Origin of the sequence: Exiguobacterium sp. SRB7LM (assembly GCF_015712685.1) — a bacterium.
Lineage (GTDB): Bacteria > Bacillota > Bacilli > Exiguobacteriales > Exiguobacteriaceae > Exiguobacterium > Exiguobacterium profundum.
The window spans coordinates 1-15,448 of sequence record NZ_VWVR01000005.1 but is presented as its reverse complement, the minus strand read 5'-3'; the positions used below and the strand labels follow the sequence as shown (position 1 = coordinate 15,448).

17 protein-coding genes and 1 pseudogene are annotated in these 15,448 nt (G+C 45.5%); 11 read left to right on the top strand and 7 right to left on the bottom strand.

Going from position 1 to position 15,448, the window contains the following annotated elements:
- Positions 1 to 261: 261 nt before the first annotated feature.
- From F3H97_RS00740 to F3H97_RS15135, 3 genes and pseudogenes are all read right to left on the bottom strand, one after another.
- Entirely contained in the window at positions 262 to 672 is a 411-nt protein-coding gene (locus tag F3H97_RS00740; RefSeq protein ID WP_196430303.1) for a hypothetical protein, read from the bottom strand.
- Between the two features lie 116 nt (positions 673 to 788).
- Positions 789 to 1,067, bottom strand: coding sequence for a hypothetical protein (locus F3H97_RS15015; protein WP_230872779.1), 279 nt, complete (start codon positions 1,065 to 1,067; stop codon positions 789 to 791).
- A gap of 84 nt (positions 1,068 to 1,151) precedes the next feature.
- A pseudogene (locus tag F3H97_RS15135) lies at positions 1,152 to 1,358 on the bottom strand (MerR family transcriptional regulator); the annotation flags it as partial.
- Between the two features lie 1,231 nt (positions 1,359 to 2,589).
- Between F3H97_RS15135 and F3H97_RS00730 the strand changes: the two are divergent.
- From F3H97_RS00730 to F3H97_RS00705, 7 genes are all read left to right on the top strand, one after another.
- Positions 2,590 to 4,365, top strand: a complete 1,776-nt coding sequence (locus tag F3H97_RS00730) for a hypothetical protein (protein WP_196430301.1) — start codon at positions 2,590 to 2,592, stop codon at positions 4,363 to 4,365.
- Between the two features lie 251 nt (positions 4,366 to 4,616).
- On the top strand, positions 4,617 to 5,084 hold the full coding sequence (locus F3H97_RS00725; protein WP_196430300.1) for a hypothetical protein: 468 nt from the start codon (positions 4,617 to 4,619) through the stop codon (positions 5,082 to 5,084).
- 176 nt (positions 5,085 to 5,260) lie between these two features.
- Positions 5,261 to 5,899, top strand: coding sequence for a hypothetical protein (locus tag F3H97_RS00720; protein WP_196430299.1), 639 nt, complete (start codon positions 5,261 to 5,263; stop codon positions 5,897 to 5,899).
- Positions 5,896 to 6,027, top strand: coding sequence for a hypothetical protein (locus F3H97_RS15075; RefSeq protein ID WP_255541900.1), 132 nt, complete (start codon positions 5,896 to 5,898; stop codon positions 6,025 to 6,027). Before F3H97_RS00720 ends, F3H97_RS15075 begins: the two co-directional genes overlap by 4 nt.
- 2 nt (positions 6,028 to 6,029) lie before the next feature.
- Positions 6,030 to 6,389 (top strand): hypothetical protein, encoded by a 360-nt coding sequence (locus F3H97_RS00715; protein ID WP_196430298.1) that lies wholly within the window; start codon positions 6,030 to 6,032, stop codon positions 6,387 to 6,389.
- 112 nt (positions 6,390 to 6,501) lie between these two features.
- Positions 6,502 to 7,440: a hypothetical protein gene (locus tag F3H97_RS00710; protein ID WP_196430297.1), complete on the top strand. Its 939-nt coding sequence runs from the start codon at positions 6,502 to 6,504 to the stop codon at positions 7,438 to 7,440.
- Positions 7,437 to 7,727, top strand: coding sequence for a hypothetical protein (locus F3H97_RS00705; RefSeq protein WP_196430296.1), 291 nt, complete (start codon positions 7,437 to 7,439; stop codon positions 7,725 to 7,727). The genes F3H97_RS00710 and F3H97_RS00705 overlap by 4 nt, the downstream gene beginning before the upstream one ends.
- 376 nt (positions 7,728 to 8,103) lie before the next feature.
- On the opposite strand, the gene F3H97_RS00700 is transcribed toward F3H97_RS00705, so the two are convergent.
- On the bottom strand, positions 8,104 to 8,283 hold the full coding sequence (locus tag F3H97_RS00700; RefSeq protein WP_196430295.1) for a hypothetical protein: 180 nt from the start codon (positions 8,281 to 8,283) through the stop codon (positions 8,104 to 8,106).
- 888 nt (positions 8,284 to 9,171) lie between these two features.
- Here F3H97_RS00700 and F3H97_RS00695 point away from each other — a divergent pair.
- The 3 genes from F3H97_RS00695 (at position 9,172) to F3H97_RS00685 (ending at position 12,191) form a co-directional block, all read left to right on the top strand.
- Positions 9,172 to 10,275, top strand: coding sequence for a hypothetical protein (locus F3H97_RS00695; protein WP_196430294.1), 1,104 nt, complete (start codon positions 9,172 to 9,174; stop codon positions 10,273 to 10,275).
- A 371-nt stretch (positions 10,276 to 10,646) separates the two neighbouring features.
- Positions 10,647 to 11,657, top strand: a complete 1,011-nt coding sequence (locus tag F3H97_RS00690) for a helix-turn-helix domain-containing protein (protein WP_196430293.1) — start codon at positions 10,647 to 10,649, stop codon at positions 11,655 to 11,657.
- Between the two features lie 24 nt (positions 11,658 to 11,681).
- The gene (locus tag F3H97_RS00685; protein ID WP_196430292.1) at positions 11,682 to 12,191 is read left to right on the top strand and encodes a hypothetical protein; all 510 of its coding nucleotides are present in this window, start codon (positions 11,682 to 11,684) and stop codon (positions 12,189 to 12,191) included.
- A gap of 1,083 nt (positions 12,192 to 13,274) precedes the next feature.
- On the opposite strand, the gene F3H97_RS00680 is transcribed toward F3H97_RS00685, so the two are convergent.
- Positions 13,275 to 13,490 (bottom strand): hypothetical protein, encoded by a 216-nt coding sequence (locus F3H97_RS00680; RefSeq protein ID WP_196430291.1) that lies wholly within the window; start codon positions 13,488 to 13,490, stop codon positions 13,275 to 13,277.
- Positions 13,491 to 13,630: 140 nt separating this feature from the next.
- Between F3H97_RS00680 and F3H97_RS00675 the strand changes: the two genes are divergently transcribed.
- The gene (locus F3H97_RS00675) at positions 13,631 to 13,795 is read left to right on the top strand and encodes a hypothetical protein (protein ID WP_196430290.1); all 165 of its coding nucleotides are present in this window, start codon (positions 13,631 to 13,633) and stop codon (positions 13,793 to 13,795) included.
- A 477-nt stretch (positions 13,796 to 14,272) separates the two neighbouring features.
- Here F3H97_RS00675 and F3H97_RS00670 read toward each other — a convergent pair whose 3' ends face one another.
- Positions 14,273 to 14,845 carry a hypothetical protein gene (locus F3H97_RS00670; RefSeq protein ID WP_196430289.1) on the bottom strand — a complete coding sequence of 191 codons (573 nt, stop codon included), beginning with the start codon at positions 14,843 to 14,845 and terminating at the stop codon, positions 14,273 to 14,275.
- Between the two features lie 347 nt (positions 14,846 to 15,192).
- A partial coding sequence (locus F3H97_RS15010; RefSeq protein WP_230872778.1) for a hypothetical protein occupies positions 15,193 to 15,448 on the bottom strand: 256 nt, incomplete at its 5' end.

Here is a 15,448-nt window from a genome sequence, read left to right as displayed (position 1 = left end):
TGGAGTTGTGTTTATATCTGTATTTGTACTCGCAAAAATAACAAGATTCATCCATGTTAATATCTCCATTCACATTTGAATTGTTCAAAGAGCATAAGGGGAAACTGCTATCACTGGCGCTGATAGGCTAGGCAGAGCCTAGCGTTTCGGTGATAGCATCAAAATGCCGGAAATGGCACGAAATGTGCCGGTAAATTTTTGTCTAAACAAAAAGTAGCCGTCAGGGCGACTACTTTTTTTACTAATAGTTTTAAACAATGATTATCGACGAGAAAGAATCAGGTAATAATCGTTGTTTCCTTTGCGATACATCTCTTCTTCAAGTGTGGAATAATCATCACTATAATGCGTAGCAATTACGTATACATACATTCTTTTTAATTCAACTTTATCAATTTTTTTCACCGTAGCGATTTCACTTTGGTGGATGTCTTTCCACTCGTTAAAGATTTCTGTGTATGTCTTACCTCTACTAACCAAATCGTAACCTAGAAACATGTCGTGATACGATTCCATTTTATCTCCCAAGCGAATGTACTTAGATAATTCGTCATTTTCGTAGATCTCATCAAAGATTTCGTTTGCTTCCTCATTCGTAATAACACCCTGTGAAATTCCTACCATTACATCTTCAAGAAAATTACTTCGTAATTTGTCTTTTGAAAATTCCATTGTAATCCACCCTTTCTATGTATGAGCAATCGACAATATTGACTTAATGCGTCTAATCCCTCAGAGGTTATATCGGTGATTTAATTGAACAGTTTGAGTTTTTACCAAAAAATCCCTCAATCTGCTCCGTTGCGCCCCATCAACTTGTCGAGCCATGAGCGTTTTACTGGCGCTACTTCTGCTACGTCTTTCTTCCTAGTGTTCTCTTCAATTGCCGCTAAAGACTGCTGTAATGCTAATTCTTTGTTCTCTTCGTACTGCTCCAATCGTGCTATACGTTCGGACATTGAGTTCATTAATTGCAACTGTTCGGCGTTTTGACGCTTTAGTTCTTCGTTATCCTGTGACAACTTTTGTAGCGCCAGTAGAAGGTCCTCGTTCGGTATCGCTGGCAAGTTTTCGCCTGCTATATCGGGAGCGGTTCGGACGCTTTGGCGACTATTAATCGTTGATACAGCGTCTTTTGCGGCACTTGTAACCGTAGCGCCATTTATAGCTTTCAACTTTTGAAATTCGCGCATTAGCGCTAGATCGGCGTCATCGTAAATCCGGCGTCCGTGCGCATCGTGGCGGAACTTGTGCCCAGCGTCCTGCAACAATAGCGCCCACTTCCGTAACGTCGACGGCTTGATACTCAATTCTTCGCATAACTGTGCGCTTCTGTATGTAATTCTGTCGATTCCCACCGCTATAACCTCCGTTCTTAGTGCTCCAACGTTGCTATGTGTCACTAGCTTATCATGGAGAACTGTAATTTGAACAAATAAAAAAACGACCGAAGCCGTCTCTTTTTAATTAAATAATAAGGATATGAGCAGAGGCACCAAAATAACAAGAATCGTAAAAATATCAGCTACAAACGACATCGTATTTCGAAATCGACTGGTAGGGTCAGTGACCCACGTTACATAGCTTTTTTTGATTCTGATAGTGAAGTACTGATCTTTACCGTTATCTTTAGTTTGTCTGCACAATTGAATTTTCATCCTCCATTATCCAAAGTGCATCTTGATTATATCACCCGCTTCAACAAGAACAAAATCACGACAGTGCCCATTTACGCACCTTCCATTTTGGGGGTGCTTTTTTGGGGTCTATCGACGATAACGAGCGGCGGCAAAATTAAAACGATTAGTCGCGTGTAAAAACGTGGTGCAAACATTTTACGATTAAATTGGCGGTAAGTGATGAAAATGAAAATAAACCGTCAATATATTTATGAGCGACTCAACGAGTGGCTTTTTATTTTCGCCAAAACCTGCAAATTTGCGAAGTGAGACGGTTATATAGTGTGTCGGCAGAGAAATTTCCGCCGAAAATGGATAATTTTCGAAAATCTGCCCTATATACAGTGAGACTACGGGCGACAGCCTGACGCTCATTTAATTTCTATCAATCACGACGATTGAGAAAGGACGTTGATCAATGCTCGATATAAGCAAACGACTAACCCCGCAGCAATTCGAAGCCGTCCGTCAGCACCTACGGATGAGTTACCGGGAAGTGGCGGAGTTGTCCGGCATCCCGGAAGGTACCGTCAGGGACTACGGCTTTGGCCGCTGCACGTTCGAACGCCGACCGGAATATCACCGCAAACTCGTCGAAGGTTTGCAACGTCAGTACGACGCTGTTGTTAATGGGATACAGCTCAAATAGTTCCACAGAGCCTTACCATGTCGATTTCATCGGTTTCAATAAATTGAAACATTGTCAGCAAGATATATACCGTATCAGCCGTTAAATATTCCGCTTATCTATTTCTCTTACTAGAAAACTTTAGCGCTTTTTACGATTCGTGCGAGGGAGTGTAACGATACTCGCTAGGTTTGTATGGTGAAGCGCACTGGAGGTTATCAAATGCTACAAACAACAAATACCCAACCGGTGGCCACGTTGACCGATGCATGGCTTAATAAGATGCAATCTTACGGCGTCCACGTCTCTAATAATCACAGCATCCAAGCGATAAAGATTGCTGACGTACTACATCAATATGACGGCAAAACCGCTCATCAAGTCGCTATTCCTGCCGCGGCCGGATTCGGTAAGTCCGTCATGATCGAAGAGTTCGCCAAGTCCGTTGCCCACCGCTCGGACCGACCGCTATTGGTCGTCAAATTGCTGAAGGACGAGGTAACAGCGCTAGTCGCCGCTATCAACGAGGTATCACCCGGTAGCGCGATGGCGGTAAAAGGGCTACGTGACTGCGCTTCACCCGCTGCATACCGTGACCAGTTCGACAAAGCTCGTTTCCAAAACGTTATCGTGATGACCCACTCGATGTTCCAACAATCGCTAATGAGCGACAAGCATCGCGATATGTTCGACCGTCGTGTGGCTGGCGTCGGTAAGCGCGGTAATGGCGGGATTCGGCGTCAAATTATCGTCGACGAGGTACCGAATCTCATTATTCAGCACGAATTTACGCTGGCTGACGTCGACAAGCTAATCGAGGACCTACATTTCGTCGCTGAGCGGATGAAGCGCAAGTACCACTCAAGTTTTGTCACCGCTGCAATCGAGCAAATTAAAGAGTTCCGAGACGAGTTCGGCAAATTCGAAGTGGCCCGCCACACTACACCGCGCTTTGGGGCGCTTAATCCTGGGTTCTTTGCACCAACAACGCTCAATATCGCCGTCAAATCAATACTCGGTTATGACGTATTAGAGCGCCTTACCGCAGTGGAGAGCGCCATTAGGGCGGGATTGCAGGTCAGTAGGGTCCACCATATGGTCGGCGGAAGCCGAGTCCCGATGCTCACCGGTCATGTCGTATACTCGTTGGCTGATTTGGCGTCAGACTTGCCCATGATTTGCTTTGATTTTACCGCTGACGTTGACCCGCGATACTTGGACTTGCCGGGACTCCAGCAATTGGCGCTCAATGACGAAACGGACTACTCGAACGTCACGATCTATTACTCAAACTACAATACTTTCTCCAAGAGTCATCATGAGAAAGAAAAGTCTAAGCGGCAGTTTGTACAGATTTTGAAGGACGAGGTATGGCCGCGACTTAACGGCGAGATGCCGGTCATTACCTTCCATAAGCGATTTTACGACGAATACATCGAATTACTCGAAGAAGAAGGGCTAGAGTTTGAGTCGAAAATCGCTGATACTGGGCGCTCTGATAACTCGTTTAGTCATTTGTCCGCTGCCGTTATCTCCGGACCACTTAGCATGACCGCCGGGACTAACACGGCAATTGTCGAGGTCCTTACGTCGGAATCGGTGATTGATTCATACAAGATTGGCGTCAACGGTATCGAGTATGACGATCCACGCGTTCAATCGTTTGTCGACCGTACCGCTGCGGTCTACATCTTACAAACGGCGGCTCGCATCCGGTACGCCCACGGGAAAAAGGCGACTGTATTCGTGTTCGGATTCCCGCCAGCCGTACGAGACATTGTCGCCAACAAGCTACCCGGCGCCAAATTCGTTGATTTGAAGCTGAAGGGGTTGCGCCGTAACAAAGCCAAAAAGCGAGATACGAGCGCAGAAAAGCTAGACCAGTACTTAAGGGAGTTCTCCGGCGATGAAATCCGGACGAAAGATTTGCGCGACGCCATCGGAGTGCCACCGTCTACGTTCAGGAAGTTCCGTCACGAGGCAGAAGTAGTGCAAATCTTACAGGAAACTGGGTGGCGGTTTGCAACGCCGCAACGGTTGGAAAGGGTGACTGAATGAGCGAATATCTGACTGACGACGAACTACGCGAGGTCGCGCGACTGTTCGTAGCATTGTGCGACGCCCCGACAGACGAGAAGATGGCGTTGCTTGGCGGTTTCGAACGCTTCAACGCTGATAAATTCACGAATCATCCGTGGGTGGACCCGCCATCCATCCACAAGACAAGCACGGCTAGGCAACGATACCGCGATCACGTCGAATCTTGGCTGGATGGGCGCCATTCGGACCCTGCGAGGATCGAGCGCCTGTTGCGGTCAACCGCGATACTTGGTCTAGTGGCGGAAATTACGCTCGAAGACGACGGTTACGAGGAAGAGTTGATTCACGTGGACCACACGACGCAGCTCCAGCACCTCCGCGAGCATGAGGAATTGTCGGAATCACTGCGCTATGTCGGGCGCTCAGTGTGCTCAACGAAGGGTTGCGAGACGGTTTGGCTGCACGCTGGCGACGTCAAAGCTGATCTAGATGACTTGCAAGCGGACGGATGGCACCTCACGGCACGAAGCGGTAAGAAGTTTTTGGCTCATGATGCCCGGAAATCCGTACTTCGCGTTCAGAACGCTAGTGCTCGGCACTGTTGCGAGGCTCATCGCAAGTTGTCGTCGGCCAATCCGGACGGGACTACTAAGACGGCACCAATCAAAGAATCGACAAGGGAGCTTTATGACCGCCAGCTCGTCAAACAGGCAAAAAACAATCAATTACCCGCCTAAAAATAGTGGTAGCTGAAGCCTCTAAAAACAAAGAAAAGTGTCCGAATATCCTCTTTATGTATAACCTCCGTGCACTTGTGCGCTCGATTGTACTCACTTTCGGGTGCATAAGTGCATATTATGTCAACCAATCTAAAATCGAACGAACCTAAACTCGAAAGGAAGTGCCTGCTTGAATGCAATCTACTAAAAGCAAGACTAAGGCTGAATACTATCGGAAGTATCGCAGATCACTAAATGGCCGTGTATCGACCGCTGCCTATGCAACCCGACGTCGTTTTCCCGGAAGTGAGACCAAACCGACAAAACGACAACTCGACGACTTACTGGCGTTGCAGGACGCCGTCTGCGCGCTTACTGGACGACCTTTCACGAATGTCGAGGAAATAAGCGTGGACCACTTGCACCCTGTGAGTATCATCGGCGAGACGTCGATCAATGACTTATCAAATCTCGCTTTTGCGCGTCGTGGCGCTAATTCTCGTAAAGGGAAGCGCACTTTAGCGGAATATTACGCTTTGTTCGCAAGGCCCGTCTGGAACGAAAATGAGCGCTACCCAGCGTACGCCTTCCGAGGTAAGACGAAAGCGGACGTAATCGCTTATTTTGATGCATTGGCTCAAGCGAAAGGGCGTCCCATTCCGGAAAAAATCGAGATTGCTGACGATTTGCTGATGTACGAAGAGTTTTTAAGCCGCGGTGAGTTCGTTTATGGGTCCAAGTGCCGCTTTGAGGGCAAGAAATTGGTGTTTGAGGAAGACTATACCACGCTAATGTGGCGACTGAATGAGGAACCAACGGAGGTGCCCGCATGAAGAACAATCATTCTGCGCCAACAGAGCGCACCAAAGACTTTAAGCGACGATTGAACGAGTTAAAGCTCGAGGCGGCGCTGAAGAAGCGTGAATCCCGCCAACGACAGTTGCAAAAGCGAGGCTACTGATCATGCGGCGACTATCGTATGACCATAAATGCGAGCTGGTCCGTATCACTAGCGACCAAATGACGGCAGCGGCCGCCCGGAAGATGCCTTTTGGCGTCGGGGTGGCGAGTTTTTATGATGACTACGCCAAAGAGCGCGTCCATCCGGTAATCAGCCCGACTCCGCTCGAAATGGCGCGGCTGTTGCTGGACGACATCCTGCGCTCGGATGGCGACGAGGACGACTTCGAGCCGTACCGTGACGAGGATGGCGACTGGATTGCACCGTTGCCATCAATTAAGCCGGAGTATATCGTTGTCAGCCCGGAATTGTCCGGGATTGAACGATTCTATGGAGATCGCGTGGTGTTCCGCTATGAGTAGGACGATATCTTACCCGCGCCAGCCTAACCGGTTAGTGACGGCAAAGTCAGCGACAGTACAACCCAAACCCGCGCCAAAACGTGCGGGAACAACGAAAAGGACGGTGCCCAAGATGGCAAAGTTAAAATTGGACCAAATTATACAAATCAAGCAAGAAATCTACGACTGGAAATTTGGTGGCGGTTTAACCAGAGAACTATTGGCAGCTAAGCAGACCCTTGCATCAAGATATACGGTCATCAATGCCAATCCAATCTATAAAGGCGCAGAAGGTGAGAAAGCGAGGCTCAAAGAGTATAGTCGCGTTTTTGGACGGATCGTGGGCATCCAATCTGTTTTGGACGATAAGCGCGTTCGCGTTAAAAACTCCCTTAAAAGTGCCGTTGATGAAGTTTTAGGTGCGGAACTGCCTAAACCAAGTAGTACACAACAACAATTATTTGATTCTGCAGCATTAGAGATGAAAATCGCAACAAGAACGGCCACAAGCGCTAGTCAACTCTTTAAGACGATTGATAATTTGTTGGAAGTAGTCGGAGATAACGTGCACTTATGTCGCCAGGTTGATATCGATGCAATTCTAGACGGATATAGCCGAGTCAATGATAGCAAGTTGGCTAATAACGATAAATCTACCAATTTAGCTAACTTAAATCGGGTTTTATCCCGTCTAGAAGAGGGACGTTATACACCGGAGCAACATGAAGCGAAAGTACTATTAGATAATGCTGTATTCTTCGATCAGCCTCTTTATGTAAAAGGATTGCATGAAAGCGCCATTTCCGAACAAACCCAACTAGCCGGCGCCAATTTACGTTCCGGAGGCGCCAATGCTAAACTAGCGCTCGAGAAACCTAAGGTATACGGAATGTTCTTAGATGCGTTGCAGCAAGATATGTTCGCGGGTTACGTCGCTGGCCGTAAAAATGGTCGGATCAGTGATGTTGAAGTAGCCCGGTCATCAGAATTACAGCAATACGAAGATGTGATCATGGTATCGGATGGTCGGAAATCTATTGACTTCGATACTTCGGAGGTGACGGAAGCGTGAGAATCCTACAATCAGATACCGGGAACTACTTGGAGCACAGTGTCGAGGTTATGGAGCGGAAGGAGCGTTTTGATGTAACTAGAGAGGCGATTGATGCCCGTTACGTGGCGTTAGAGTTAGGCAAGGGCGCGACTAAAAAGCCAACAGCGGATACGTTGGAACGAGCGGAAGCTAAGGCGTTGTCTTGTGGTAAAGATAGCGACAGCATTGCAGACTATTTCGCGTTGTGCCGTTCGTTTTGTGAGAATTTCGGGGCGACTGAGCTGAATCAAAGGGTTGGACCGTAAATAAGGTACAGTTCTCGCATACTTATTATGAGGTATCGGTAGCGACATCTCACCACTGACAATGGTTAACTCGCCAGAATTACGGGAACTCCAAAAATAACAGGCATAAATCACCATGTTACTACATGTTGTAGCCTGCGACTTGTATGATTCTTCTTGAATGCTAGTGATTGGTCAGTTATCATAGAGGTGTGTCAATGCTGTATACAATTATTTTGTGTACACGCAAAAAAACCACCGTAGCGCTAACTACGATGGCTTAACAGGCACAATCTCGTCGAGAATGACCAATCACATTCTGTCGAACGTAACTCCGCCGATTCTCTCAGCAAACTCGGAATCGACGGCCAAAACTAAAGCAATCTAGAGTAGACGATTAAGACTGTGACGAGCCTTGATCGTCTTTTTTGTCGCCATTTTCTTGCATACGGCCAATCACTAAGCACGTTTCAAGCGTCGTTTGAACAAAAGTCATAAAATCGTTCGCACGAACCCAGTCAACATGGTTGTAAAAATCAGCTACTGCCGATACTGCGACAAAGAACATCTCTAACATCATATCACCCCATTCCCAACAAACCCGAAATCTGTTCGAGCCAGAATGAGATGATATCGTCAAGTGCCCTCCGAGAGAGGCCTGCCAGATTATTGTAACCCATTTTTGGTAGGTTGTGTGATGTCTATTGTTCTTTTGAGTAACGTTCTTTTTGGAACGTGTCAGATGCGTACTTAATCGTCAGTGAATTACGCTTTATGACGCTAATGAAACGTTATCTTTCGCATGGTTACGCCTGTTAAGATGGGCGTGGAGGTGTGAAATGGATAACGTGAGATATGTGTTACATGACGATGAATTGTTGAGATTGACGGAGAAATACGGCATTACAAGTGACGAGATTAGAGACATAGGCGGTATTGACGGTAACCTAACTGGTTCCGCGGCTTGTGCGCTGATAGATCGCAGTCGGGGTGCGGTAGTCGAATATTGGCGGGTTTATTGGTCCGAATTTGAGAGTGGAGCAATTAACTACGACATTGACGGGCTTTTCCGTTGGGATTTCGACATAACATACGAAGATTAACGAGGGCGTCCGGATTGGGCGCCTTTTAAATTTGGCAAAAGGAGGACGGAGATGAACGGAAAGATAAGTATATCGCCTAGAGCGCCCAAAATAACGCTTGAGTATAGACCGCCGGGCAAGACGACAATCGTGACGAGATTTACGCTCTGGGCGGATTCGCCGGAGACTTAGTCGATGCCGACGGGGTGTTCGCTACACAATTATCATTAGAGAAAGTCGAATATTTGTGACACCTGAACAATCGTGCTATATCTCTGCTTTGCGTCGCCCTTAATGGTTGGCGCTTTTCTTTTATAAAATCACCCTAAATAACCTATAAAATTTACTTTTACTTTATACTTTATGGAAAGGGAGGCAAGGTTATGTCAAAATTTATAGAATCCATAGAGAGCCTAATCTTAAAAATTCACTATCTATCCAAAGAGGATGAATCACAGCATAGAAAAAGAAGAACTTATGTACAAAAGACTATAGGATATGGGCTTGCTATCGTTGCCTTTGCAGCTACGCTCTATTCGTTTGTTTCCGATAGATTCAATCCAACCGAACAAGCACTTTTTTTTATACTATTTTCTATTTCTTTTTTGTTTACGTGGAGACTTGATGGGAAAGATAGAATTATTAACGATTTATCTTCTTCTCTGGAAAAAGACACAAAAGATTTGATCTATTCTTATAAAAGACTAAAAAATCATGAAATAGAGGCTAGATACAAAGATTTTTTTTCGGAATTCACACGATATACGCCCTATGTTTTAGGAGTTCAGGTGTATAACTATAGTATTTTTTCAACAAGTAGGACTAAGCAGACAATAAAGTTGGAGTATGAATACGGTGCGGTTCAAGAGTCGATAGATATAAATGCCGTAATCCAAAACTATTATCATTATAATAAATCTGATATTATAAGAATTTCAAAGTCACTTCTTTCATTGAGACTTCATAACAATGCGGTAGAGGCTTTCACTGTGTTAGACAGTCTTTCTACACGAATAAAAGACAGTGCGGTTGATCCTTCTTATGAATTAGCTTTATGGAATTTATTAGTATCAGAGATTAAAGAATATGGACAGGTCAACTTTACTGTAGAAGAACTACAAGATTTGCTTCTGAATGGGGAATCTAGTAAGCCCGATAAACGTATAGGGATTTTCACAGCAATTATCTATTCGGATTTATTAAAACTGAAAGAGCAACACTTATTTGGATATCGAGGCAGTAATAACAGTAAAGATAATAGATTGTATGTTACAATTAAATCTGAATCTGTAAAAGGGGCAAAGAAGATTTTCTTAATTGTCTTAGACAGTGATATACTTAAAAAAGATATAATGGTAGATGAAATCATTTCTCAATTTGAAGCACTGTTACAAGCGAATTCGTTGGTTGAGTCTTCATTTAAGCTTAATAAAAAAGACGGGAGTGTCCAAGATGCTATCGAGCACATACACAAAAACCACTACTAATTCAAAGCAGCAGCTACAAAACCAGGTCATTGCTCTATTAAAAGAAAGAGGTATGACTAATGTTGAGAAAAACCCAATTCAAGATTCTTCTACACGATTGAAAAATAGATATGGTCTAGTCATCAAAGGATAAAAAGATAGAGAAATCAGCCTGATCTGAATAAGATCAGGCTTTTTTCATCTGCCCCTTAATTATTTCAATCACCGTAATGGTAGGTGAAATAAAACACTAACTTTAAGCATTGCCTGAAAATAATCTGAAAATAGTTGCATGGTTGGGGATGGAAGCGGTACACTGTATCTAACAAATTGAACGACAAAAAAGCCCGGCCTTAGTCACTGTTGGTAGCAGTGAGATAAGGACGTCCCCGATGAACACACCATCGACAACGCTTTTCCGGACTTCGTTTATTAGTTTATGTACTAATAATACAAAGTTTAAACTCGGAATTCAACCACCAGACTACATTTTGCACATTTTTGATGCAAATCCTGTCTTGAGCGTTCTCGATTTCTATGGAATCGGGAGCGCTTTTTTGTCCTATAAAGGGGCAATTTTAATGGCACAGTTTGCAGTTATCCTTTCGGAAGAGGCAATTACCAACCTCGTAAACCATTCAAATGTTGAAGACGTCAATGCATCGGCGCGTTACCACCGCCAAAAACACTCCAAAGACTTAACCCAGACCGAGAAAAAACTATTCTTTCTGATCACGGGCTTCATGGTTAAGCATTTTGGTGTTGCTTACATGACAAAAACAACAATGGCGGCCCAACTTGGCTGCTCAACTAAGACGATTCAGCGCGGACTGAAGAAGTTATCAGACTTAGGAATCATCGAGATTTTCGCAGCGCGTCGAAATACTGGTGACAAACGGCAAACAGCGAATGTGATTCGTTTGGTTCGACGCCCGGTAGAGCAACGTCCTACCAAGGTGTCCCACCGAAATGTCCCCCCTAAAAAGCCTGTTATAAACCATAAAATCTTAAATACAAATACATTCGAACAAACCGACAGTCAGCGTCCAGCAGTCGCTAGTGTGACGAAGAAAGAATTGGCGAGCGCCTACGACATCCCGGAAGAGATTGTTTACGCGACTAACGCCCTCCGTCTCTCTGACCGGAAGTTTGTCGAGTTATTTGCCAATAACGGTGTCGCCTTACGTGACGCTCTATTCAAACACGTACAAGACGTCGAAATGACGCCATATCTCGTTCGCTGGTCGCTAACAAGCCCGGCGTATTTGAAATGCTTACAATCCGCAGCCGTCCGCACAGCCTACGTTGCCAAGCATTACGGCGTGAAGAACATCGTAGGCTACTTCGTTCGTACATACTGCGACTTAGTTTCGAAAGAAATGGCGGTGATTGCGGCCGCATAATCCAACAAAAAGGAGCCAACAAACATGGCTACACATATCAGAGTTACAGATCAGCGCTACAACGGCAAAGCGAAGCCCGGTCCAAAGCCGAAAACGACGCTAAGTGTCGCTCAACACCAGGCAATCCAGTACATGACGCTCGGTGACAGCAACGGTCGCCCAATGACGGACATCCAAATCGCGGAGGCATGCGGGGTACACCGTAATACGGTACGTGCTTGGCGCCGTCAGACGTTGTTCGAGGACGCCTACAAGCAAGCGGTAATTGCCGTCAGTGCCGACCGGTTGCCGGAAATGCTAGAGGCGATGGCCGACGCCGTGATCAATGACGGTAACGCCGCTGCTGCAAAGCTACTGTTGCAAGTCAACGGACTGATCGGAAGCAAAATCGCCGTTGTGACGACGAATCGCGAGGAGATCCGTTTGACGCCGGAAGATATCAAGATACGGCTAGCGGTAATTGACGCTGCTAACACCTTCGCTAGCAACCGAAGTAAGGGACTCCGGAAGATGGAGCGCTTGTTGGCGGTCTGAGTCCGGTATGTGTCGGAATACCTTCGGAGGACGGCGTAGGGCGGCGGAGCGTCTCGCCTTAATAGAAGGGATTGGAGCGCGATATGGCGAAGGGTAACGGGGACTACTGTGCAAACCGCACTATTTTGTCCGCAGAGCGCTTCCTACGGAGACCCTCGTAAATCTTTTTGAGGCGAGAATCACCGGTCACAATCGCCATATCCGCCACTATCCGCGCCACTACGCCATTCCTACTGCTACCTGACCGTGATTTACAGTGAATATTACGGTGATCATGGTGACTGTATACGGCGCCGAGTATGCAGAATTTTATGCAGACGATATCGAGACGGAGATGTTCGGTCAGTATACATCTCGGCAACTACCGATAATACCGATAAATGGCGATGTGAAGCCGTTTGTGACATGGTAAGCGTTTGCTGTATACAATAGGCGGTTAACCGCATAATTCTCGGCAATCAACGGAATGGCTTAACACCAACGTTTTGCAAGCAGACAAGAGATTACATAAGATATATTATCGGTAAGACTGGCGATTATCCGATAAAACGAATGAATATCGGTGAATACGATATACATACCGGGGATACCGCTGCGCCCCATCCAGCACCGTCTCCGACCGTCTATCTTCGCCACCACAAACCCGCGCACCAAAAATCATGTTTGACTTCGTTGGTCCCGTTCCCCACGATCAGTGTCGCTCCACCCCGCCCCCACCCGTCATTTTCCGCCCAATCACGCACTCTTACGAAAAATACCGCACATCAAAAATCACTTTTGACGCACAATGTATGTACACAATCGTCATTTAAGGCGTCTAGGAGGCGTTCTAAGCGCTTCTAACGATTTACCTAGTATTTGTATGTAATCAACGTTAGAAACGCTTATACGGCGTCCTGAGGCGTCTGTTGACGTTCATGACCGACATACCGCTTTTACCTCGACAAACTCCGTAAGAAAACGCCCTATCCCGCTCGCCAATATCTAATCCTTATCCGCAGGCGTGGCGCTGTTTTTCTCAATAAATACACGACGAAAAACGCCCTCAAACGCGATATAAGCGCTGGGGCGTTGGATTGGTGATCACTCTTTGTCTTTGAGCGGCTTGATGTCGTTGATCGTGTGGACGTAAAACTGGCTGATCGCCATATCCACGATTGCACTCTCGGATGTCCCGTGGTACTTCTTCAAATATTCCAGGCGTTCACGGCTTATGTCCGATAGAGTGAATTGTTTTCGCTTGCGAGCGCGGTTCGGCTCAACGTGCGGCGTCTTTTGTTGTGGCTCTTTTTTACTCATGGTGATTCCTCCTCTGGTGCTATATAAGTCTATTTTACGGCAATGGAGTCAAAAAAGATTCAATAAATAAAAATAATAACTAGACAGTGTGCGCACATATGGTGTACATTTGGTGTAACAATAACAAGGAGGCACATCAAATGGCGCACAACAATGCAGAGGTTCGTCGAATTGAGCAAGTAAGACCGGGTTTATTCTACATTTATACTGATGTATCAGTACATTGGGCAGGAGTTAAAGTGGTTGCCGACTTGCTTGGACGCACAATAGCTGACACTCGTCGTTTATCCATTCTTGTTCGTTGATCACGGAGGTGGATTTTATGTGTGATTTCCAAATAATCACTCACATCGCCCGATACAGCTTAGACTGGTCCGGAGTTTACCAAGAGAGCGGTACTTACGGTTGGCGAGTTGACTACGATGAGCGGGATGGACCGCTGGAAGGTGAAGAATTATCCCGAAACCTAGCGCTGACAATCGTCCTAGACGTCGCCAAACGTCTAATTGGATTGGATTGCGTTGATGACTCGATTATTGACCGCCACATGAGTAAGACTGACGATGATACGTACGTAGCGGGCAATATACGCGTTATATTAACCGATATAACGACGGCATAGCGCCAAATATGCCTCCTGCAGCGGGTAACGCCAAATATGCCTCCTGCAGCGGGTAACGCCAATTGCCCAGCCGCCGCCAAGAAATTCTCACGCCATAAAAAAGAGCGAATACGTCAGTATCCGCTCCAATCTACTAGACTCCGCGCTAACGGGGTCTTTTTTAACCAAGGGCCGCTGAGCATGCGCCTAAAACCGAACCAATTGCAAAAAGTTCAGATAATGCTTTTACAGTCTCAGGACCCGCATCTTGAGCTGCCATAGAGACTGCTTGACGCATCGCCTTACTCTTGCTCATTCCGTCTTCTCTTGACATGGTATAGTACGGTTTCAGTCTCTTGACGAAAGTAGTAGCTCCACCGACAGCTTTAATTGCTGCCTTAGCCTTAAGAACCTTAGCAGGGGTGAGGTTAGTTACGAGTGCTCCACCAATAGCAGATGCACACCCAATGATTTCTAATGAGTTCATCGATCTAGTTGATAATCCGCTATTTTTTATAGGAGTTGCAGATTTAATTGGGAAATCTACTTCTTGATTTAAATACTCTTCTATGGCTTCAGATCCTTGTGCAATAACTTCGTCAGGCATGTTCTCGATAGCTGATAACATCTCAATCATCGCATATTCATCTTCACTCAATTCTTCAGCATTAGCAGACCCCATTGGTATGAAAAGTGTGGAAAATAAAAGGACCATAGACATTGCAATTGACAAAAACTTATTTTTTTTAGACATTTGATTACTTATCCTCCTTGTTTTTAACTACAAATTTAAGTAAAACCATAATTACAAAGACGGTAAAAGTCACTATACCTTTTACTTCATCAGACAGTCCGTCGACAAAGAAGTACATAAAAGTTACAGCACCTAGTAACAATATGTAAATCCAATCCTTTGTTAAATCTCGCATAAAACCCCTCCTTAACAAACAGTAAATTACCATAATTTCCAACAGTATGTAACCTTATAAATATTATAGTTTGGTTGTGCGGGCTTCATTATTTTAAAAAATAAAAAAGCAGGCACTCTAAAGGCCTGCTCACTGATCGATGAGACTCCGTCGCCAAACGGGGTCTTTTTATTTAGTCATGTATATTTAATTCGCGCAATCTCTCATATTCCTCATAAGAGATTTTGGCGACCTTTGTTACATGGAAATCGATTTCCGTACTATCTTCATTCGCGTAAAATTCCCACGCATAAGGGTCGTTATCGTCGACTCTCGTGGCAACCACCCAAACTGGATTGGAGTTGTGTTTATATCTGTATTTGTACTCGCAAAAATAACAAGATTCATCCATGTTAATATCTCCATTCACATTTGAATTGTTCAAAGAG